We start from the raw sequence: 22,213 nt of genomic DNA, 5'->3' as shown, positions 1-22,213 counted from the left end.
CCCGAACGGAAGACATCTTCGTGACCGATACCGCCGCCGTCCCCACCGAGCAGATCCGGGCCCGTCTCGCCGGGTACGAGCGCCGGTTCGGCATGCTGGCCGAGCAGTACTTCCAGGACCTGGCCGCCGCCTTCGACGCCCCGTCGTCCAGCCGGTTCACCCCGGACTGCCTGGCCCTGCTGCGGGACCTCTCGCTGCGCGGCGGCAAGCGGATGCGGGTGGCCCTGCTCTTCGAGGCCGCCCGGCTGGTGACCGCCGAGCCCGTGGCGGGGCTGGACGACGCCGCGCTGAGCATCGAACTGCTCCAGACCCACGGGCTGGTCCACGACGACATCATCGACGACAGCCCCACCCGCCGGGGCGGGCCCTCCACCTACTACGCCTACCGGGAGCGGTTCCCCGACCGGCCGCAGGCCGCGCTCGGGCTCGCCGTCCTCGCCGGCGACCTCGCCCTCGCGCTGTCCCTCCAGGTCCTCCTCGACTCCCGGGCCCCGCTCCCGGTCCGACAGGCCATGGTCGAGGTGCAGACGCGAGCGGCGACGGCCACGTTCGTCGGCCAGATCGTCGACCTGGAGCGGGACTTCACCGCGGACCCGGACGAGGAGGTGCTGCACGACGTGGCCGACTACAAGACCGCCCGCTACTCCGTCCTCGCCCCGCTCCAGCTGGGACTGCTCGCCGCAGGCGTCCAGCCCGCCGCCCACGACGGGGAACTGCGCCGCTATGCCCGACTGGTGGGGATCTGCGGGCAGCTGCGCGACGACTACCTGGACCTCTTCGGCGACGCGGGGACGATGGGCAAGCCGACTGGAACGGACATCCGGGAGGGGCGGCGCAACTACACCGTCCGCGCCGTCCTGGCGGCGGCCACCGGCCCCGAGCGGGCCGTGGTGGAGTCCGCGCTCGGCGACGGGGCCTGCACCGAGGAGACCGTCGCCGCCATCCGCGACATCGCCCACCGCCACGGCGTCCCGGAGCGGATGCGGGTGGACATGCGGCGCTTCGCGCACGCGGCCGCCACGGAAGCCGCGGCCTGGCGCCCCAGGTGGCGGGAGGAGGCGGTCGCGTTCTTCGAGTACCTGCCGAGGTGGAGCGTCGAGCGAGTCCGGTGAGGCGAGCCCGCGACACGGAGGTCAGTTGGCTCCTGGCCCGACCTCGGTGGTGAGGACGAGCTTGCCGCGGGTGCGGCCCGCCTCGCCGCGGGCGTGGGCGGCCCCGGCCTGCTCCAGCGGGAAGGTCCGCTCCACCTCGACGGCGACCTCGCCGGCGTCGGCCAGAGCGCCGCGGTGCCGTTGAACGCGCTTCGCTCGTGGGTCGAGGACAACATCGACCAGGCCTTCCGCCCGGAGCCGGTCGCGGGGTAGTCCGGCATCGGCGACGACCGGCCATCGCCGCCGAGGGGCCGGCCGGCACGCCGCTGACGGTGGGCCCGCGGTCGGGCCCCTGAACTCAGGGCCGGCGCAGGCGGCGGCCCCGCTGGGCCTCCATCGCGCCGCGGGCGACGGAGCGGGCGTGGTCCTCGGCCTCCGGGTCGATGCCGAGCAGCCGGTTGTGGTGCAGGTGCACCAGGCCGGGCAGCTCGGAACCCCGGGGGGTGGCCGCGCGCAGCGCCTCGCCGTAGCGGGCGAGTGCACCGGCCCGGCGCTGCCAGCTCGCCAGCAGCTCGCCGCCGCCTGGCAGGGCGCGCAGGGCTGCCCGGTTGTCGGCGGGGTCGCTCAGCCGCACGGCCGCCGTCCGCAGGTCGCGCAGCTGGGCATGGACGGCGGACCTGGGATAGGTGGCCAGCAGCCACTCCTCCGCCCGCGCGGCGCCCTCGGCGGTGTCCCCGTGGACGTGCCGGGCCAGGTCGAGCATGTTGAGGGCGCCCAGCAGCCTCGGGTCCAGGCCGAGCCGGCCCGCCTCCAGCGCGTCGAGCTGGGCGAGCACGGCCGCGCTGTCCGCGCCGAAAGCGTCCTCGGCGGCGGTGGTCGCGGCCGGGCCCCCGTAGCGCTCCCACTCGGGCTCGTAGGTGTCGAGCACCAGTCGCCAGGCCAGTCCGGAGCGGCGCAGTTCGGCGAACCAGTCGTGGCAGTTCGGCAGCAGCTGCCGGTTCAGCGCCGCCGGATCGCCGTGGAAGCGCAGCCGTAGGTGCGGTTCGGGGTCGCGGTAGCGCAGGAAGAACCAGCGGTCCACCTCGGCGGGCAGTGCGGCGAGCAGGCGGGGCAACGCTCCGACGAGCAGTTCGTTCTGACGTCGCGTCGAGCAGTAGACCTTGGCGTAGAGCCATTCGCCGCCGGGCGGCCGGACGCGGAGCGCGGGCGTCGGGCGCACAGCGGGGCGCGGGCGCGGGCGCGGGCGGGGTCGGGGACGGGGGCGCGGGATCGGCGCGTCGGCGAGCAGCGGGAAGACCACCTCCGCGGTGTGCGCGCCCGCCGGGCCGGACAGCCAGCCGTACGCGTCCTCGCCCGTGGGTGCCTCGCGCAGGACGGCCTCCGGCCACCGCGCGACGTCCTGGCGCAGCAGTCGGAGGTGCAGCCCGGCGGAGAGGTCGAGTTCCAGGCCGCGATCGGCGACGCAGAGCAGCACGTCGTCCGGTACGCTCCAGCGCTCCCGCCAGCGGTCGAACTCCAGCCGCCACTCCCGCTCCGGCATGGCGGTGTCGGCGAAGAACGGCGCGGACGGCCGCCAGCGTGCCGGGGCGAGCACGGTGCGTCCGTAGCGCACGCGCGGGGTGTACGGCGCCTGCTCCAGCGGGCCCCAGTCCCAGGTGAAGCCGGGCCGGACACCCGACAGGCGCAGCTCGCGCAGGAAACGCCCCACATTGCCGACCTGGGCCTGTGGGTTGAGCATGTTCCAGGTCAGCGGGACGATCCGGCGGCCGCTGCTCAGCCGTACCAGCTGGAGGCCGGTGAGGTCGGCTCCCACGGCGAGGTCGTCCAGCGGCACCGTGCCGGGGGCCGTGCGGTCGGCGAAGGCGCCGACCACGATCTGCCGGTCCAGCAGACGGCGGACCTGGTTGAGGTTGGCCGACCGCGACCGGGAGGCCCGCAGGACGAGTTGGGCGGCCTCGACGCTGTCGTCGCCAGTCGCGCTTTCGGCGTCCGCGCTTTCGGCCGCCGCGCAGGCCGCCGCGATCCGCTGCGCGGCGTCCGGCAGCAGGTGGGAGAATCTGCCGATGGTCGCACCGGCGTGGTCCGCGCCGGTCTCCGGGGTCAGCCAGAGTCGGAACCGGCCGCGCGCCAACGCCTCGGCGGAGCCGGCCAGTACCCGGGCGTAGAGCTCCAACGAGGCGGGCGGGGGCAGAGCGGTGTCGGGGCTGAGGCGCGCGAGCAGGCCGTCGTCGAGGACCACCTCGGATGCGCCGGCCATGGCGGCGGCCTGGGCCAGCTCGATCCGCAGCGCGTCCGCGGGCGAGGGCTCGGGCCTGGCGGGCTGCTCGCGCTCGCTGGGCGGCATCAGGTAGCCGGCGGGCGCGCCGAGACCGCGGTCGGGGTCGAGCAGTTCGGTGAGGGGGACCAGCCGGTCGGTGCCGTAGCGTTCGACGAACTCGCCGTGGTACTGGGCCAGATGGGACGGCGCGCTGCGGGCGCGGGAGACCCGCCACAGTGCCTCGGCGGCGCGTGCGGCCTCGGCCGCCACCTCGGCGGGCAGCGTCACGTCGGCGTCCAGGGCCAGATCCACCTGGAGCCGGCGGTCGGCCTCGTGCAGGCGTCGCATCCGGCGCAGGACGGACGAGTAGTCGGTGCCGGGCCGGGCCGCGCCCAGTTCCCGGTGGACGGCGGCGAGTTCCGCCCGCTCGGGGCCGGCGGGCAGGCGGTCCAGGACGTGCGTCAGCGGGTCGGTGGCAGTGGTCGGCGGGCGCAGGTCGGTGAGCAGGAACTCGCGCTCGACCAGCTGCCCCAGCAGGCCGTTCACACGGTGTTCCGGGGTGCCGGGGAACCGCTCGCACAGCCGACGGCCCAGCTCGGCGAACTGGACGGGCTCCGCCGTCAGTTCCAGGACGGCGCGCACGGCGGGGGTGTGGCGGATGGAGACCTCGATGACGGTCCGGCCGGCCGTGGGCTCCGCGGCGTGGCGTTCGGGCACGTAGGGCAGGACGAGACGGTCGCCGCGGACGAAGGTGAGCTCGTTGGCGACGACCCGCAGGGCCGCCAGGGTGTCGGGCCTGGTCTCCAGGCCGGCGAGCAACGCGCTCAGCCAGCCCATGTCGGGCCGGGCGACGGGACGGTGGGCGGTGCCGAGCCGTGCGCTCGCGTCACCGGGCGCGGTGTCGGCGGGTGCGGGTACGGCGGTCGTGGGTGCTGCGGGTGCGGCAGTCGTGGGTGCTGCGGCGGTGGCGGCCGTGGGTGCGGAGGCCGCCACCCGGACGGCGGCGACGCCGGCGAAGAGCCCGAAGGGTGTGGGCCGCGCGGCCATCCGGAGCTGGTAGCGGCTCAGCGAGAGCACGGCCTTGCGCAGGCGCTTCGGCTCGACGGCGCCTCCCTCCCGCACCTTGTCCACGAGACGTGCCAGCGACGGGCTGGCCAGGGCGACGGCGGCCCGCAGCTCGGGGTCGGCACCGAGCCGGGCGAGCTGCCGGGACAGCTGTTCCGGCTCGTCGGCCGCCTCGGCGGGAAAATCCGCGAAGGTTTCCTCGATGCGGTTCCGAGGAAAGACCGGAGCCCGCAACAATGCGGTGTCCGCGCAGCGGAACAGTGGAGTTCCAGCCCCTCGGAAAGGTGCGGTTGCGGGCATGTGGGAACTCCTTTTTCAAACCCTGGAAAACCTGGGGAATTTCCCGTCCTGAATACCGCCCCGGGCGGGCCGAAATCCCGCCCGGGGCGCTGTGTGGCGACGGCTCAGCAGGGGAAGCCGTGGCTGCAGAAGCAGGTGCCCAGCGACGGGTGCTGCACGGCAGCGGCCTCGTCGCCCTGGCCGACGGTCTCCTTCAGGTCCAGGTCGAAGGCGTCGAACTGCAGCTCGGCGTCGGCGAAAACAATGTTCTGCATGATTTTCTCCCTTTCGGAATCAGCCGGTCCGTCCGGCTCGTGAATGACGCTACGAGGCTTTTCGATTTCCGTCAACCGAAGCCCCGTGGGGAATCTTCCGAGATTTGTGGCAAGGTGTCTTCGGGCATGCCGGAACCACGATCCGAAAGAAGGACATGGCATGGAGAATTCCATGACGGAAAACCGGGGGAAAGGCGCCGTCGAGCGGACGGCGGCGGAGGCGGTGGAGTCGGTCGCGCGGCTGCTGCGCGATCCCGACCGGGCGCCCCGAGTCATGGCGGCCCCGGGGAACGCCGATCCGTACCTCGGGGTGAGCCCGTGGTCAGCGACGTCGCTCGGCGACGGCTACCCGGGCATCGCGCTGCTGTTCGCCCGGCTGGCACGGCAGGACCGGTCCTGGCGTCCGGTGACGCACGCCCAGCTGTCTTCGGCGGTTTCCCGGCTGGGCGGGGGGAGCGCGGCGGACAGCCTCTACCAGGGCGCGCCCGCGCTGGCCTTCGCGGTCCGTACGGCGGTCGCCGGCCCGGGGGACTACGCCGGGCTGCTCGCGGCCCTGGACCGCCGGGTGGCGGAGCGGGTCCACGCGCTGCTGACGCTGGAGCGGGCCCGGCTGGCCACGGGGGAGCGGGGGCCGGCCATGGCCGCGTACGACGTCATCGGCGGTCTGGCCGGGCTCGGCCGCTACCTGCTGGCCTGCGGTGACGGCCAACGGCCGCTGCTGGTCGCGGTGTTGGAGTATCTGGTCGAGCTGAGCCGGCCGCTGCGGATCGGTGGCCGCACGGTGCCCGGCTGGTGCGTGCCGGGGCCGCCCTCGCCCGGAGCGGATGCGCGGTTCCCCGACGGTCACCTCAACCTGGGCCTGGCGCACGGCGTTCCGGGGCCGCTGGCCCTGCTGGCGCTCGCCCGCCGCGAGGGAGTCGTGGTGCCGGGGATGGCCGAGGCCGCGCACCGGATGGCCCAGTGGCTGCTGGCACACCGCCGCCACGACGACGAGGGCGCCGACGGCCCCGACTGGCCGGCCTCCCTCACCCCCGGGCACGAACACCGGCCCGGTGGGGACCGGCCCGGCGGAGTCGACGCCCCCCGGGCCAGGGCCGCCTGGTGCTACGGAACGCCGGGCGTCGCCCGCTCCCTGCAACTGGCCGGGCAGGCGTTCGACGAGCCCGACTGGGAGGCCGCGGCGGTCCGTGCGCTCCACGCCGTGCTGGACCGGCCGCGCGAGCGGCGGGGCCTGCACGACGCCATGCTCTGCCACGGCACCGCGGGTCTGCTCCAGGTCACCGCCCGGGTGGCCCGGGACAGCGGTGACGCGCGACTGCTGGCCCGGCTCGGACCGCTGGCCGAGGAGGTCATCGCCCACTACGAACCCGAGGCCGCGTTCGCCTTCCCCTGCCCGCCCCCGCCCGGCGCGGTCACACCTGGCCCGCTCCCGCCCGGCGCGGTCACACCTGGCCCGCTCCCGCCCGGCGCGGCCACACCCGGCGGGGAGCGGCCGACCTGGGCGCGTGACCGGGCAGGGTTCCTGGAAGGAGCGGCCGGCGTCGCGCTCGCCCTGGTCGACCACCTGGCGGGCGGCGCCGAGGAGGCCGGCGCCCTGCCGTGGGACGCCGCGCTGCTGCTCGCGTAGCGGTCGGCCCGGTGCGGGCGGGTCGGTGCGGTCTGCCGTCGGCGGGCCGCCCGACCCGTCCGTCCGGAGCGGGTGTCGGGGCGCCTGCCCGAGCTGCGTGCAGGCGGAACCGGTCAGGATCATCGGAGGGTGTCTCGTTCTTCGGGGCACGTGAGATGCCGCCGCCGGCGCGCCGGTCAACCGGCGCGGGCGGTACGGGCGGTGCGGACGAGTGGCGAACCACCCCGACCCCGGGCAGCACGGACTGCCGCCCGGATCAGGGCAGTTGGCGCACGTCGGGCCGGAGTCTCAGGCGTGCACGATGGTGAGGGGAGTGCGGCGGTGACACGTACTATGACCGGGTTTCATCGCCCACCTCCCTCGGTTGCGCGCGGACAGGGCAGCGCCGGGCCGTCATCGGCCCCTGCTGCCGGGTGGCGACACCCCTCACGTAAGAGCTTCGGCACTGCACGGCGTATCCCCACCCGAGCGGGCGGGAAGCCACTTCGGGCCACCCCTTAAGCCGAGGAGACCTGTCCTGACCCTGGGCGTCTCTCGACGTCGTCGGATCAGTGGCCTGTATCCGTGCAGACGCCTCACCGAACGAGGAGTCGCGTCGACAAGTAGACGCGCCCCCCGACCAGGGTGTCAAGCCGCTCCGACCCCCCGTCAGAACCGCCCGGACCGCCCGTCACCAGCGCGTTTCCTCCGCGGCACAAACTGTTCGCCTGCGGTGCGGGCCCCGGTGGCCACTGACCGACAGAGGCCCTGCCGGAGGTGTCTCCGGCAGGGCCGCTGGCTTTCGGCGTGGGTCAGCTCCTGTGGCGGGGGAGCCGGTGGGACTCGACCGGTCGTCCGTCGGCGAGGTGCTCGGTGACGATGCGGCCGGCGACGGCCGGGTCGATCCTCCCGTACCAGATGTCGTCCGGCTGCACGCTGACGACGGGGGCCTGGTTGCAGGGGAACTGGCACCCCGTCTGGGTGACGAGCACGTCGTCGTCGCCGAGGCCGCGCTCGGTCAGCTCCTGTACCAGGGCGCGCAGTCCCTCCTCCGCGCCCTGGGCCGCGCAACGCGGGCCGCGGCACACCAGGACCTGGTGCCGGTGGCCGGGGACGTCCTCCCAGGCCGCGGACGTGAGGCCGGGCTCCTCGCCGGTGATGGCCTTCGTCACCGCGGCCACCGCGGGGACCGCGTCCGGTGAGTCGGCGAGGCGGGTCGCGACGAGGAGTTCGGGGCGGTGGCCCGCGCGCTCGCGCCACCAGTGCGCCGCGATCCGCCGTAGCCAGGACTGGCCCGGGCCGGAAGCCGCGAGGCGGACGCCGATCACGACCACGGTCTCGGTGCCCGCGTCGGCCAGCCTGGTCAGCTCGGCCGACAGGGAGGGGTCCGCCTGCTGCAGGAAAGCGATCGAGGCCCGGTGCGACGCCGCTGTCCGGAGGAGTTCGTCACGGCGGACGGCCTCCCCGATCGACATGCCGACCAGGAGCGTGGCACTGCGGCGGGCGGGTGCGCCCGGGGCGGGGAGGGTCATGGTGATGTCCCTTCGGGGAGCAGTCCGTTCCACCGGATGTGCGGCCTGTCGTGCCGGGGGTGTCGTTCCACGGTCACGTCGACGCCGTAGACGTGCGCGATCGTGGGCGAGGTGAGCACGTCGGAGCTGGGCCCGTGGGCGACCAGCCGGCCGTCGAGCAGCACGGCGACCTCGTCGCAGTAGGCGGCGGCGAGTTCGAGGTCGTGCAGCGCGGCCACCGTGGTGACGCCCAGCCCGCGTACGGCGCCGAGGAAGCCGAGTTGGTGGCGCAGGTCGAGGTGGTTGGTGGGCTCGTCGAGCAGGAGCACGCCGGGCTCCTGCACCAGTGCCCGCGCGAGCTGGACCCGCTGCCGTTCGCCGCCCGACAGCGTCGGCCAGGCCCGGTCGAGCAGGTGTCCGACGTCGGCCGCGGCAACGGCCTCGGCGAACACGGACCGCTCGTGGGCGTCGGCGGCGGAGTCCATCGGCACGGGCCAGCGGCCGCGGTACGGCGTGCGTCCGAGCTCGATGACCTGACGGACCGGCAGCGACAACCGGGTGTCCGCCTGCTGCTCCATGAAGGCCACCCGTCGTGCCCGTCGGCGGGCCGTGAGGGCGTGGAGGTCCTCTCCGTCCAGGACGACGCGCCCCGCGCTCGGCCGGGTCAGTCCGGCGACCGCGCGCAGCAGGGTGGTCTTCCCGGCGCCGTTGGGCCCGAGCAGGCCCGTGATCCGGCCGGGGGCGAACGCGAGCGAGACCGCGTCCAGCAGGGTGGCTCCGCCGATGCGCACGCGGAGCTCCTCCGCGCGCAGCTCGGCGGGGGGCGGCACGGTCACTGCGGTCCCCCCTCGGCCCGCCCCTGGCGCCACAGCAGCCAGGCGAAGAAGGGAGCTCCGAGCCCGGCCGTGATGACGCCGACGGGGATCTCCCGGTCGGGCAGGACCGAGCGCGCCACGATGTCGCTGCCCACCAGGAGGGACGCACCCACCAGTGCCGACACGGGCAGCAGGAGGGCGTGGCGCGGGCCGCAGACCAGTCGGACCACGTGCGGGACGACCAGGCCGAGGAACCCGATGACGCCGGTGTTGGCGACCAGGCACGCGGTCACCAGCGCGGCGGTGGCGACGAGGAGCCAGCGGGTGCGCTCGACGTGGACGCCGAGGGAGCGGGCGGCGGTCTCGCCGAAGGCGAAGGCGTCCAGGTCGCGGGCCGAGGAGGCCAGGACCGTGACACCGACCAGCGCGACCGCGGTCAGGAAGACGGCGGTGGGCCACCGCACGCCGGCGACCGAGCCCAGCGTCCACTCCATGACGCCGCGCGCCGCGTTGCGGTCCCCGAGGACCAGGACGACGAACGAGGTGTAGGCCCCGCACATCTGCCCCACCGCGATGCCGGCGAGCACGGTCCGGGTGGTCGGTAGCGACCGGGTGCGGGCGCCGGCCAGTGCCAGGACGACGACGGCGGCGAGCAGGGCACCGGCGAAGGCCGCCGTCGCCACCGCGCCGGTGCCCACGGCGCCGGTCACGCCGACGCCGAGGACGATCACGGTGACCGCGCCGGCGGCGGCTCCGTCGGAGATCCCGAGCAGGAAGGGATCGGCCAGGTCGTTCCCGGTCAGGGTCTGCAGCACCGCGCCGCAGACCGCGAGGCCTGCGCCGGTGGCAGCCGCTCCCAGAACCCGGGGCAGCCGCAACTGCCAGACGATCTGGTCGTCCAGCAGCGTGACGTGCTGGCCGCCCAGCCCGAGACGGCGCGCCACGACATCGATCACCGTCCGGACCGGCTCGGGTTGCGAGCCCACGGCCAGGCCGAGGAGCACGGTGGTCAGCAGCAGGGCCGCACCGATGGCCAGGGCCGCCGTCGCGCGGCCCGGACCGGGGGGCCGCACGACGGGGCGGGGTTCGGTGGTCATGAACCCGGGTGCAGCTGGCCCAGTCCTGCGGACACCCGGGCGGCACCGTCGGCGAGCCGCACGCCGGGAGTCGACTCCGAGAACGGCACCACCACGAAAGCCTTGCGCTGCACGGCGGTGAGCTTGCTCAGCACCGGGTCGTTCTCCAAGTAGTCGATCTTGGACTGGGCCGTGTCCCAGCCGGCGTCCGCGACCACGATGGCGTCCGGGTCCGCCGCGACGACCTTCTCCCAGCTCACGTTCTGCCAGCCACCGGGCAGGTCCGCGAAGACGTTGCGGGCGCCCACGGCATCGAGCACGAGCTGAGGTCCGCCGTGGCCGGCACCGACGAACGGCGACTTGGTGTCCGAGTCGTACCACAGGACCTTCAGGCCCTTGCCCGCGGCCGTCGCCGTGAACTGGGCGAGCTGCTGCTCCTGCTGCTGCTGGATCGCGGCGGCCCGCTCCGTGACACCGAAGACCTTGGCGACGTCGTTCAGCTCGCCCCACACCGCCTGCCAGGTCGTCGGCGGCACCTGGCTCTTGTCCGAGCAGCCGAACGGGGACAGGTACGACGGGATGCCCTGGCCGCGCAGCTCGTCCCGGCTGCCCGCGACCTTGTCGGTGAACGCGCTGGAGTAGGAGGCGTACAGGAAGTCGGGACGGGCCGCGAGGAGCTTCTCCTTCGTCGGGTAGTCCTTGGAGAGCACCGGGACGGAGTCGTAGGCCGCCTTCCACTTCTCCGGGACGGAATCGTCGAGGTAGGCGGTACCGGCCATGCTGGACTGCAGGCCGAGGGACAGGGCCACCTCGGTGGCACCCTCGTTGAGCGTCACCAGCCGGGCGGGCGGCGCGCCGACCGTCACGGTGGTCCCGCAGTTGTCCACGCTGACCGGCGCGGCACTTCCGGCCGCCCCGCCGGACGTGGCGGGCGCGGGGGCGCCGGTGCAGGCCCCGAGCACGCCGGTGAACAGGACGGCCGCGACCACCCGGCCGACACGTATCGGACCTGTGGGACGAACGGCACATATCGATCGAAACGGATACAGCAGACCGCTGGGCACGTGTTCTCCAAAACCCTCGTGGAACATGTCGCGCCGTGGCCGGTCTCCTGGCTTCCGCATCAACACGCCGCAGCCGACCTTCCCGGACGGCTCTTCCAGCCCGCCCAGTGGCCCTGACCGCTGGAAAAGCCGGTCAGCGAGGGCCGCGGAACTCCGCGGCAACAGTGGCGAGGGCCGCACCGGACTCAGACCGGTTTCCCGTACACCACGGCGATGGCAAGGTATCAGGCGTGGTCAGGTCGGTGCCGACCGGATCGAGGACGCCCACCGGCCACGCGAAGCGCCGGCAGCGGCAGCGCCTTGACGGAGGTGTGAGTTCGGCCTGCCGGCGCGCTGTCACACAGTGACGGTGGCAGCTTCGGTGGCTCCGCCAGTTGAGGGTGACTGGAGGGAGCAGGCCGAGATCCGGGCCGCGAGCCCCTCGTAGTCGACGGGTTCGCCACACAGCCGGCGTACGGAAGCAAGGCCCAGGCTGGCTTGTCCGGTGGCCTCCACGAGAGCACGGGAAGCGACGTGGAAGCGCCACTGGCCAATGTCGAGCGGGTCGTAGTCGGCGTGGGTGAGCGCGGTATGGAGGGCGAAGACGTAGACATCCGCGTTGTAGGACTGCTCTGCGGCGTCACCGTCCTCGGGAGTCCAGGTGCGTCCGCGCAGTCGGGAGAAGCGAATCTCCGACAGCTGACGCTGCCCCCAGGCTTGGAGGTAGGCGCTGGTCTTGACCTCGATCCTGAGCCCGTCAGGTGTCAGGACATCGAAGCTGTCCCATTCCATGTTGCGTGCCACAGCGCCGACGGCGCGGTGGACCAGGAATTCCGCGAGCAGGCCCCGGGTGGTGTTGGTTCGCAAGTCGGGCATCGCGTAGCGCCAGAAGTCCAGCACCGTCCCGGCATCGGTGCCGCGGAAGGCCTCGTTGCCGTCGAGCGGCGCCAGTTCGGCCGGGGTGTGCCAGTCGTTGGGGGCGGCGGAGTCGGAGAGCATTCCCCCAGCCTGACACGGGCGCCGGACGGGGAGGGCGGTATTGGGGGCAGCGCTCAAAGTCCACGGCGCTGTGCCCTCGTGCCCTCCCGGGCTGGAGGACTGCTGTTTCCGTAGGTCAGAGGCCTGATCGCGGCTTTGAAGTGTCGCAGTTCCTCAGCGGCCGCGAGCGCAGCTGCGGCGAGTCCGCGGGACTCGGTCTGTGCCCGTGTGTTACTGGGTACGGAGGGGATCGGCGGGGGAGTGGGTCGCGAGTGGCGAGAGGTCGGAGCCGGGGCGTGAGTGGTGAACTGCGGTATGACGATCTGGTGCGGCCGCTGCCGGAGTTGCTGAGGAGGCACGCCGAGCGGTCGGGGGACCGGGTCGCGTTCCACGACTTCTCGCGCGGTGTCAGCTACGCCGAGTTGGAGCGGCGGACCGGGCGGCTGGCCGGGTCGCTCGTGCGGGCGGGGGTCCGGCGCGGGGATCGGGTGGCGCTCTGCCTGGGCAACTGCGTGGAGCTGGTGGAGGGTTGCCTCGCCGTGCTGCGGGCGGGGGCGGTCGGTGTCCTGCTCAACCCCCGCTCCTCCGACGACGAACTCGACCACTACCTGCGGGACAGCGGCGCCTCGGCCATCATCACCGACCCCGCGCACCTCACGCAGCTGCGCCGCCTCGGCGCCGGGTACCGCGGCCTGTACACCGTGCTCACCGGGGCGGGCCCGATCCCCTCGAACGCCCCCGACGGCACCGTCCTCTTCGAGACTGCGGCCTCGACCGGGGGCGGGCCCGCGGCCCCCGACGACCTGGGGCTCGACGATCCGGCCTGGCTGCTCTACACCTCCGGGACCACCCACCGCCCCAAGGGCGTGCTCTCCACACAGCGCAGCGCACTGTGGTCGGTGGCGGCCTGCTACGCGCCGCTCTTCGGGCTCTCCTCCGAGGACCGGCTGCTGTGGCCGCTGCCGCTGTTCCACAGCTTCGGGCACTCCCTCGCGATCCTGGGCACCACGGCCGTCGGCGCGAGCACCGCGATCGTCGGCGAACTGCCCACGCCCGGCGAGGCCTTGACGCCCGGCGACCTGTGGCGCACGCTGCGCACCCCGAGCGCCGCCCTCGGCGGGCCGTTCACCGTCCTGGCGGGCGTCCCCACGACGTACCACCGGTTGACGGCCTCGGCGAAGGACACCCCGCTCCCCGCGCCGCGGCCCGGGCTGCGGCTCTGCGTGACGGCGGGCGCGCCGTGTCCGCCCGAACTGCGCGGGGCGGTGGAGGAGACGCTCGGCGCGCCGCTGCTCGACGTCTACGGCAGTACCGAGACCTGCGGCGCGATCGCGGTGGCACGCCCGAACGGCCCCCGGGTCGACGGCTCCTGCGGACTGCCGGTACCCGGCGTCGAGGTCCGCGTCGTCGATCCGGACAGCGGGGCCGACGTCCTCGCGGGCGGCGAGGGCGAGATCTGGGTCAGCGGTCCGAATCTCATGTCGGGCTACCACGACCGGCCGGAGGCGACGGCCGCCGCGCTGCGCGAGGGCTGGTACCGGACCGGGGACCTCGGCCGGCGCGCCGAACACGGCCACCTCGTCCTCACCGGCCGGGTCAGCGAACTGATCATCCGGGGAGGGGAGAACATCCACCCCACGGAGGTCGAGCACGTCCTGCGGGGCTGCCCCGGGGTGCGGGACGCGGTGGTTCTCGGTCTGCCGCACGCCGTCCTCGGGGAGGTCCCGGTCGCCTTCGTGGTGCCCGGCCCGGAGGGCCTGGACCCGCGGCTGGTGCTCGACGTCTGCCGCTCGCAGCTCGCGGACCACAAGGTCCCCGTCGAGGTCCGTGAGATCGCGGCCGTCCCGCGCACGCCGTCGGGAAAGATCGTCCGCCATGCGGTGCTCAGCGACCCGGCTGCGGCGCCGGCCCCGGCCCCGGTCGGCGGCTCCCTGGAGCGCGGGCTGCTGTCGCTGCCCCGGGAGGAGCAGGAACGCGCGCTGTGCGAGAGGGTGTGCGCCGAGACGGCCCGGGTCCGGGGCCGCGCGCCGGAGGCGGGGCTCGACGCGGACAACTCGTTCGCCGACACCTCCTTCGCGGACCTCGGGCTGACCTCGCTCGGCGCCATCGAGCTGATCGACCGGCTCGCGGCGTCGACCGGGCTGAGCCTGCCGACGACGCTGGTCTTCGACCACCCCACCCCGGCCGCCGTCGCCCGCCACCTGCACACCGAACTGTTCACCGCCGAGCCCGCCGAGCCCGCCGAGCCCGCCGCACCCACGGCCGAGGCCGGCACGACCCCCGCACCGCGGACCGCCGAGCCGGAGGAGCCGTACGACCGGGACCCGGTGGTGATCGTCGCCATGGCCTGCCGCTACCCCGGTGACGTGGAATCCCCCGAAGGGCTCTGGGAGTTGGTGTCGCAGGGCAAGGACGCGATCTCGGACCTGCCGACCGACCGGGGCTGGGACCTCGCCGCCCTCTACGACCCCGACCCGGACCGGATCGGCACCTGCTACACGCGCAGCGGCGGATTCCTGCACCGCGCCGCGGAGTTCGACGCGGGCCTGTTCGGCATCTCGCCGCGCGAGGCGCTCGCCATGGACCCGCAGCAGCGGCTGCTGCTGGAGGTCACCTGGGAGGCGTGGGAGCGGGCCGGGATCGACCCGGTGTCCGTCCGGGACAGCGACACGGGCGTCTTCCTCGGCGTGATGTACGGCGACTACGCCTCCCGCTTCACCGCGCACGAACTGGAGGCCCACCTCGCCCTGGGCTCGGCGGGCAGCGTGGCCTCCGGCCGACTCTCCTACGTGTTCGGCCTGCGCGGGCCCGCGATCACCATCGACACGGCGTGCTCGTCCTCGCTGGTCGCCGTGCACCAGGCGGCCCAGGCGCTGCGCTCGGGCGCGTGCTCGCTGGCGCTGGCCGGCGGCGTCACGGTGATGGCGACGCCCAACCCGCTGGTCGCGTTCAGCCGCCAGCGCGCCCTCGCGCCCGACGGCCGGTGCAAGTCCTTCTCGGCGACGGCGGACGGCACCGCCTGGGCCGAGGGCGCCGGGATGCTGCTGCTGGAGAGGCTGTCCGACGCGCGCCGCAACGGACACCCGGTGCTGGCCGTGGTGCGCGGCAGCGCCGTCAACTCCGACGGCGCGTCCAACGGCCTGACCGCGCCCAACGGCCGCGCCCAGCAGCGCCTGATCCAGCTGGCGCTGGCGGACGCCGGGCTGCGTGCGCACGAGGTGGACGCCGTGGAGGCGCACGGGACGGGCACCGCGCTCGGTGATCCCGTCGAGGCGCGGGCGCTGCTCGCCGGCTACGGCCGGGGCCGGGGGCCGGGGGACCCTCCGCTGTGGCTGGGCAGCGTCAAGTCCAACCTCGGGCACACCCAGGCCGCCGCCGGAGTCGCCGGGATCATCAAGATGGCCCAGGCCATGCGGCACGGCGAGCTGCCCAGGACCCTGCACGTGGCCGCCCCCACCCCGCACGTCGACTGGTCCGCGGGCCGGGTCGAGCTGCTGACCGCCGCCCGGCCGTGGCCCGCGCCCGCCGGTCGGCCGCGCCGCGCCGGTGTGTCGGCCTTCGGGATCGGCGGCACCAACGCGCACGTGATCATCGAGGAGCCGGCCGCCGCCGACCGCGCCCCTGGCCGGCAACCCGCGCCGCAGGAACCCGCGCAGCCGGGGCCGGCCGTGCCGTGGCTGGTCGGCGGGGCCGACGAGGCGGCCCTGCGGGCCCAGGCCCGACGGCTGGCCGACCACGTCGAGGCCCGGCCGGGCCTGTCGCCGGCGGACATGGGTTTCTCGCTGGTGGTGTCGCGGTCGGCGCTCACGCACCGGGCGATGGTGCCGGCCGCTGACCGCGAGCGCATGCTGGCCGGACTCCGGGCGATCGCCGACGGCACGCCCGGCGCCGGTACCCCTGGCGCGGGGTCGTTGACGTGCCTGGCCGACCCGCGCACCCGCACCGCCTTCCTGTTCACCGGGCAGGGCGCGCAGCGCCCGCGGATGGGCGAGGAGCTGCGGGAGGCGTTCCCCGTGTTCGCCGAGGCCTTCGACGAGGTCTGCCACGCGCTCGACGGCGAACTCGACCGGCCGCTGCGCACGGTGATCCGCGCCGAGCCGGGCTCGTCGGACGCCCTGCTCGACCGCACGGACTTCACCCAGGCCGCCCTGTTCGCCTACGAGGTGGCGCTCTTCCGGCTGGTGGAGTCCTGGGGCGTGCGGGCCGACGTCCTGGCGGGGCACTCCGTGGGCGAGTTGGCGGCCGCACACGTCGCGGGAGTGCTGGACCTCGCCGACGCCGTACGCCTGGTCGCGGCGCGCGGGCGGCTGATGCGGGCGCTGCCCGACGGCGGGGCGATGGTGGCCCTCGACGCGGCGGAGCACGAGGTCCTGCCCGAACTCGCGGACGTGGCCGACCGGGTGGCGATCGCGGCGGTCAACGGACCGCGCGCGGTGGTGGTCTCCGGCGCGCGGGACGCGGTCCTCGCCGTCGCGGCGCGGTTCGAGGCCCGTGGCCGCCGCTGCACGCGGCTCAAGGTCGGCCACGGCTTCCACTCGCCGCTCGTGGAGCCGGTGCTCGACGAGTTCCGCCGCGTCGCCGAGACGCTGGAGTTCCGGCCGCCGCGGATCCCGGTGGTCTCCACCGTGACGGGATCCCGGGTGGCGCCCGAGGAACTGGGCTCCGCGGACTACTGGGTGCGGCACGCGCGGCTTCCCGTCCGGTTCGCCGAGGCCGTGGAGTGGCTGGGCGCCAACGGCGTCGGGGGCTTCCTGGAGCTCGGCCCGCAGCCCGTGCTCACCGCGTACGCGCAGGAGTGCCAGGCCGTCCAGGACGGCGGCGCGGTGTTCGCCTTCGCGGCCCGTGACGGCGAGCGGGAGCCGGACACGCTGCTGGCGGCCGTGGCCCGGCTCCACGTGCGTGGCGCCGGCGTCGACTGGCCCGCGGTGTTCGCGGAGCGCGGCCTGCGGCGCGGGCTGCGGCGCGTGGAGCTGCCGACGTACGCCTTCCAGCGCCGGAGGTACTGGCTGGACCCGTCGCGCCCGGCCGGGGCGGGAGTCGGGGCCCGGCCGGGCCTTGGCGAGCATCCGCTGCTCGGCCCGCCGTTCGAGGTGCCGGGCACCGGCCGTACGGTGCTCTCCGGCCTGCTGTCGGCGAGCGCCCAGCCGTGGCTCGCCGACCACGTCGTCGGCGGGGTGCCGCTCGTGCCGGGGACGGCGTTCGTCGAGATGGCCGTGCGTGCGGGCGACGCGACCGGCTGCGGCACGCTGGAGGAACTCGTGATCCTGCGGCCGCTGGCCCTGCCCGCCTCGGGGGTACGGGTCCAGGTCGTGGTGGGGGCGGTGGACGACTCCGGCCGGCGGTCCGTCGAGATCCACGCGCGACCGGTGGAGACCGCCGAGACCACCGAGGCTGCCGAGGCCGCCGGGACCGCCTGGACGCCGCACGCCACCGGCCTGCTCGCCCGCACGCCCGAGCCGGGGACGGCACCGGAGGGGCACGGCCTGACGCAGTGGCCGCCGCCCGGCGCCACGGAGATCGATCCCGCCGACGCCTACGAAGCCGCGGCGGAGCGCGGTCTGGCCTACGGGCCCGCGTTCCGCGGCGTGCGCGCGCTGTGGCGACGGGGTGCGGAGGTGTTCGCGGAGGTCCGGTTGCCCGAGCCGTGGACGGCCGAGGCGGACCGCTACGGCATCCACCCCGCGCTCCTGGACGCCGCCGCGCACGCCTCGATGCTCGCCGCGTCCGCCCAGGAAACCGGCCCGGACGCGGACACGGACGCGATCGGGGGCGCGGGCGGCGCCCGGGTGCCGTTCCAGTGGAGCGGCGTGTGCCTGCACGCCGCCGAGGCGTCGACGGTCCGGGTGCGGATCGCGCCGGTCGGCGAGGCAGGCCCCGCCCCGGAAGGCGGTGCGTTCTCGATCACGCTCGCCGACCCGGCGGGCCGCCCGGTGGCCCGCGTCGACTCCCTCTCCACCAGGGAACTTCCGGCCGGGGACGGCGATCCCGGGCCGGACATCGCCCGGCGTGCCCTGCTGCGCCCCGACTGGGTCCCCGTCGCACTGCCCGACCGGGCACCGCAGTCGGCGGGCTGGACGGTCCTCGGGCCGGACCAGCTGAACCTCGCCGCCTTCGTCCCCCTCGCCGGCCCCTCCTCGCCCGTGAACGGCGCGGCGGGCACGGACGCCACGGCCCCGCCCGGCCACCTGGTGCTCACCGCCGTCGGTCCGGAAACGGACGGCGGCCCGCTGGCCGACGTCCACCAGCTGACCACGCGGGTGCTCAAGGCCCTCCAGGACTGGCAGGAGGATCCGGCCACCGCGGGCTCGCGGCTCGTGGTGGTGACGCGGAACGCCACCGCACCCACGCCGGACCTGGCGGGAGCCGCGGTCTGGGGGCTGGTGCGCACCGCGCAGTCGGAGCTGCCGGGCTGCGTGCTCCTGATCGACGTGGACGAGGACCCCGCCTCCCTGCGCCTGCTGCCCGCGGCGGCCGCCAGCGGCGAGCCCCAACTCTCCCTGCGCGCCGGTCGGGCGACGGTGCCACGGCTGGTCGGCGTCCCGGCGGCGGCCCACCTGCCCGAGCCCCGGCCGGCCGAGAGCACCCCGCCCCGCCGCTCCGGCACCCTCGACCCGGACGGCGCCTTCGACCCGGACGGCACGGTGCTGATCACCGGCGGCACCGGAGCGCTGGGCGCGGACCTGGCCGGGCACCTGGTCGACGCGTACGGGGTCCGCCACCTGCTGCTGACCGGGCGGCGCGGCCCGCACGCACCGGGCGCCGACGCCCTGCGCGCGAGTCTGGCGGAACGGGGCGCGCAGGTCAGGATCGTCGCGTGCGACGCGGCCGACCGGGCCCGGCTCGCCGAATTGATCGAGCAGTGCGACCCCCCGCTGACCGCCGTCGTGCACGCCGCCGGGGTCCTCGACGACGGAGCGCTGGCCGCGCTGTCCCCCGAGCGGCTGGCGGCGGTCCTGCGGCCGAAGGCGGACGCGGCCTGGCACCTGCACGAGTTGACCCGCGACCGGGGCCTGACGGCCTTCGTCCTGTTCTCCTCGGTCTCGGGCGTGCTGGGCCGGGCGGGCCAGGGCAACTACGCCGCGGCGAACTCGTTCCTGGACGCGCTCGCCCAGCACCGGGCCGCCGCCGGTCTGCCCGCCGTCTCGCTGGCGTGGGGCATGTGGGGCCACGACGCGGGCATGGCAGCCCAGTTGACCGAGGGGGTGGGGCACCCGAGGTCCGACGACGTGGTGCGGGCGTTCACCCCCGCCCAGGGACTGGCCCTGTTCGACGCGGCACTGCGGACGGGAGCCCCCGTGCTCGCGCCGGTCCTGCTGGACCGGGCCGCGCTGCGCACCGCCGCAGGGCGACTACCGGCCCCGCTGCGCGACCTGGCGCGCCACGGCCGGCCCGCCGCCGAGGCGCGGAGCGGCGCGACCGAACCTTCCCCGGGCGCCCGGGAGGGCTCGGAGCCCGGAGCGTGGCGCACACTGCTGGCCGGGCTGCCCGCCGAGGAGCGCGAGGCCGCGCTCGCGGAACTGCTGCGCGGCGACGTGGCCGCGGTGCTCGGCTACTCCGGCGCGCAGGACCTGCCCGCCGGCCGGACCCTGGCCGAGCTCGGCTTCGACTCCCTGACGGCCGTCCAGTTCCGCAGCCGACTGAGCGCGGCCCTGCGCGTGCGGCTGCCCGCGGCCGTCGTGTTCGAGCACCCGGCGATCGAGGACCTCGCCCGTCACGTCCTCGACCTGCTCGACGACCTGCCAGGCGACCTGTCCAACGACTCGCCCGACGGCACACCGCAGGCGCGCCCCGGCCTCCGGCCCGCACCGCCCGCCGGCCGCCCCGCGCAGACGCTCGCGGCGCTGTACCGCGCGCTCTGCGAGCAGGGCCGGTCGGCGGCCGCGATGCACCTGGTGGTCGCGGCGTCCTCGGCCGCCGCGACGTTCGGCGCCGACGACGCCGCGGAGCACGCCGTGCCGCCGCTGCGCCGGGCCCGGGGCCGCGCCGGCTCCCCGGTCGTGGTCTTCTTCCCCGACCACCGCCCGTTCTCCGCCTTCCCGGGCGGCGGGTTCGCGGCCCTGCACGCCTGCTTCGAGGGCGAGTTGGACGTCTTGGAGCTTCCGCACCCGGGCATCGGCGCGGGGCACGCCGTTCCGGCCGACCGGGAGACGCTCGCCCGCCTCCACGCCGAGACGGTGCTGCGGCACGCCGGCAACCGGCCCGTCGTCCTGGTCGGTGCTTCCGCCGGGGGCGCCGTCGCGCACGCCGTGACCCGACACCTCGAACTCGGGGGATCCGCCCCCCTGGGACAGGTGCTGATCGACACATATCTCGTCCACCAGGGCAACCACGCCACGGACTGGCTGACCGCCCTGGCCGCCCCACCGGCCCCGGGCCTCGGCGCGGACGTGAGCGTGGAGGTGAGCGCGGACGTGTACGCGGACGGGTCCACCGGCGACGAGGACGCCGCCGTCGCGGCCATGGGCGCCTACACCGGGCTCTTCCTGGACTGGCGCCCGGAGCCCGTGGACACCCCGACCCTCCTCGTCGGTGCCGCGCGGCCGACCCCGCTGATGGCGGCGCGCGCGGACGGCGACTCCTGGCGCACGACCTGGCCGCTGCCGCACGAACGCGTCGAGGTGCCCGGCGACCACCTCTCCCTGGCACGGGAGGACGCCGCCACCACGGCAGCCGCGATCCGCACCTGGATCGACTCCCTCGCCCGCACCGGCGCCCCATCGGAGGCCACCACCCAGTAGAGGCAACCAGGGCCGTCCTCGCGCCGTCCCCCGGCGAGGACGACGCCGACGGCCGGCGTGATCAGGTCCGTGACGGTGACGCCCGTCCGCCAACAGGTCATCAGTGATCCATCAGGGAACTGTCAGGGACCCGGGGCGCGGCGTTCGGGCGGACCTAGCATCCGAGCATCGGCCCTTCCCCACGGGCGAACTTCAGCACTCCCAGTGATCGAGGTACTTCGGCATGCGCGGTCTCTCCCGCCGGTCCCACACGCTCGCCCAACGCGCCGTCGCGGGCGTCCTGCTGTCGGGCCTGGCCGTTGCCGGTCTGATGGTCTCGCCGCAGCGGGCCGCCGCAGCCGACTGCGACGGCCAGAGCAGCGTGGGCGGCGGCAACTGCACCACGGCTCTGATCAACTCCATCGGTGCGATGATCGGCGGCTTCCGCAGCGCGGCCCTCCAGGCGCAGGCCGACAACGCCGCGTTCACCCAGGGGATGGCCAGTCAGCTGAGTGCTGCGGCCCCCGGCTACAACGTGATGGTGTTCAAGTACGACGGCACCGACCTCTACGACACCGTCTGGTTCCGCAACGTGTACGAGGCGAACATGAACGGGGTGCTGGTCGACACGACCGTCAAGCTGCAGCACCACGACTCGCAGGGCGGTCCGGCCGGCTACGACGACTTCCGCATCTGGGTCTTCGCGGGTGACTCGACCTTCACCAACAAGGGCGACGGCGGGTACGGGAACTGGGCCTTCGTCGGCTCCGACTCCGACCGGACCGTGAGCACCACCAGGTCGTGCGTGCTGATCCGCTGCGTCGACAGCAAGCGGATCATCCACTTCCCCGCCCGCGACATCACGGTCCCGGGCGTCCCCAAGGGTGGTGGCACCCCGATCACCGACACCCCGGGCACCCCCGGCATCCCCGCGCACGACGACGGCGATGACGGTGACGACGGCAACGACGACGGCAACGGCAACGGCAACGACGACGGCGACGGTGGCGACACCAGCACCACCCCGGCCATCCCCGCGCACCAGGGCGGCGGCAAGGGCGGGGGCGGCAAGGGCGGCAGCGGTGGCGGTGCCGGCGTCGCCGGGCTGCACCACCCCAAGGTGAAGAACGGCCGGGGTCCGGTCGTCACGGGGTCCTCGATCCTGGCCGCCGCCGGCGGCGCCAAGAACTCCGCCTGGCAGTTCACCGCCCTGGGCAACGGCCGGTACAAGATCACCAGTGCCGTCTCCGGGCTCGCGCTGACCGAGAACACCAAGACCTTCTTCGCCGAGGCCAAGCCGTGGACCGGCGCCGACGCGCAGAAGTGGCAGCTCGTCAGCGCGGGCGGCGGCCAGTACCAGATCCGGATCACCGACCAGGACTGCCTGACCTACGACGAGGACGCCAAGGCGCTCGGCGTCTGGACCTGTAACAACGCCTGGAACCAGGAGTGGAAGCTCCAGTAGCGGTCACCCGCGCACGCTGACCCGTCTCACCCCGA

12 protein-coding genes and 2 riboswitches are annotated in these 22,213 nt (G+C 74.9%); of the genes, 4 read left to right on the top strand and 8 right to left on the bottom strand.

Going from position 1 to position 22,213, the window contains the following annotated elements; translation table 11 throughout:
* The first annotated feature begins 92 nt into the window (after window positions 1-92).
* On the top strand, window positions 93-1,112 hold the full coding sequence (locus tag ACFVTF_RS34750) for a polyprenyl synthetase family protein (protein ID WP_387818029.1): 1,020 nt from the start codon (window positions 93-95) through the stop codon (window positions 1,110-1,112).
* Between the two features lie 21 nt (window positions 1,113-1,133).
* On the opposite strand, the gene ACFVTF_RS34745 is transcribed toward ACFVTF_RS34750, so the two are convergent.
* From ACFVTF_RS34745 to ACFVTF_RS34735, 3 genes are all read right to left on the bottom strand, one after another.
* Entirely contained in the window at window positions 1,134-1,334 is a 201-nt protein-coding gene (locus tag ACFVTF_RS34745; protein WP_387818028.1) for a zinc-binding dehydrogenase, read from the bottom strand.
* A gap of 115 nt (window positions 1,335-1,449) precedes the next feature.
* Window positions 1,450-4,647, bottom strand: a complete 3,198-nt coding sequence (locus ACFVTF_RS34740; protein WP_387818008.1) for a lantibiotic dehydratase — start codon at window positions 4,645-4,647, stop codon at window positions 1,450-1,452.
* Between the two features lie 170 nt (window positions 4,648-4,817).
* Complete coding sequence (locus ACFVTF_RS34735; protein ID WP_387818007.1) at window positions 4,818-4,967, bottom strand: hypothetical protein; 150 nt, start codon at window positions 4,965-4,967, stop codon at window positions 4,818-4,820.
* A 172-nt stretch (window positions 4,968-5,139) separates the two neighbouring features.
* Here ACFVTF_RS34735 and ACFVTF_RS34730 point away from each other — a divergent pair, with 172 nt between their 5' ends.
* On the top strand, window positions 5,140-6,594 hold the full coding sequence (locus ACFVTF_RS34730; protein ID WP_387818006.1) for a lanthionine synthetase C family protein: 1,455 nt from the start codon (window positions 5,140-5,142) through the stop codon (window positions 6,592-6,594).
* A 416-nt stretch (window positions 6,595-7,010) separates the two neighbouring features.
* A riboswitch (M-box (ykoK) riboswitch) is annotated at window positions 7,011-7,188 on the bottom strand.
* Window positions 7,189-7,385: 197 nt separating this feature from the next.
* Here the strand turns inward: ACFVTF_RS34730 and ACFVTF_RS34725 are convergent.
* The 5 genes from ACFVTF_RS34725 to ACFVTF_RS34705 form a co-directional block, all read right to left on the bottom strand.
* Window positions 7,386-8,105, bottom strand: a complete 720-nt coding sequence (locus ACFVTF_RS34725) for a ferredoxin (RefSeq protein WP_387818005.1) — start codon at window positions 8,103-8,105, stop codon at window positions 7,386-7,388.
* Window positions 8,102-8,920, bottom strand: a complete 819-nt coding sequence (locus ACFVTF_RS34720) for an ABC transporter ATP-binding protein (RefSeq protein ID WP_387818004.1) — start codon at window positions 8,918-8,920, stop codon at window positions 8,102-8,104. The genes ACFVTF_RS34725 and ACFVTF_RS34720 overlap by 4 nt, the downstream gene beginning before the upstream one ends.
* Window positions 8,917-9,996, bottom strand: coding sequence for a FecCD family ABC transporter permease (locus ACFVTF_RS34715; RefSeq protein ID WP_387818003.1), 1,080 nt, complete (start codon window positions 9,994-9,996; stop codon window positions 8,917-8,919). The genes ACFVTF_RS34720 and ACFVTF_RS34715 overlap by 4 nt, the downstream gene beginning before the upstream one ends.
* Window positions 9,993-10,964: an ABC transporter substrate-binding protein gene (locus tag ACFVTF_RS34710; protein WP_387818002.1), complete on the bottom strand. Its 972-nt coding sequence runs from the start codon at window positions 10,962-10,964 to the stop codon at window positions 9,993-9,995. The genes ACFVTF_RS34715 and ACFVTF_RS34710 overlap by 4 nt, the downstream gene beginning before the upstream one ends.
* Before the next feature lie 94 nt (window positions 10,965-11,058).
* A riboswitch (cobalamin riboswitch) is annotated at window positions 11,059-11,264 on the bottom strand.
* 111 nt (window positions 11,265-11,375) lie between these two features.
* Entirely contained in the window at window positions 11,376-12,017 is a 642-nt protein-coding gene (locus ACFVTF_RS34705) for a hypothetical protein (RefSeq protein ID WP_387818001.1), read from the bottom strand.
* A 275-nt stretch (window positions 12,018-12,292) separates the two neighbouring features.
* On the opposite strand from ACFVTF_RS34705, the gene ACFVTF_RS34700 reads away from it, so the two are divergent.
* Together ACFVTF_RS34700 and ACFVTF_RS34695 are read left to right on the top strand one after the other, a co-directional pair.
* Complete coding sequence (locus tag ACFVTF_RS34700; RefSeq protein WP_387818000.1) at window positions 12,293-20,734, top strand: type I polyketide synthase; 8,442 nt, start codon at window positions 12,293-12,295, stop codon at window positions 20,732-20,734.
* A gap of 223 nt (window positions 20,735-20,957) precedes the next feature.
* The gene (locus ACFVTF_RS34695) at window positions 20,958-22,178 is read left to right on the top strand and encodes an RICIN domain-containing protein (protein ID WP_387817999.1); all 1,221 of its coding nucleotides are present in this window, start codon (window positions 20,958-20,960) and stop codon (window positions 22,176-22,178) included.
* The last annotated feature ends 35 nt before the right edge of the window (window positions 22,179-22,213 follow it).

This window comes from Kitasatospora sp. NPDC057940 (assembly GCF_042887425.1).
Taxonomy (GTDB): domain Bacteria; phylum Actinomycetota; class Actinomycetes; order Streptomycetales; family Streptomycetaceae; genus Kitasatospora.
Note: the sequence above shows the minus strand (reverse complement) of the source record. Positions and strands in the feature narration are given on the sequence as shown.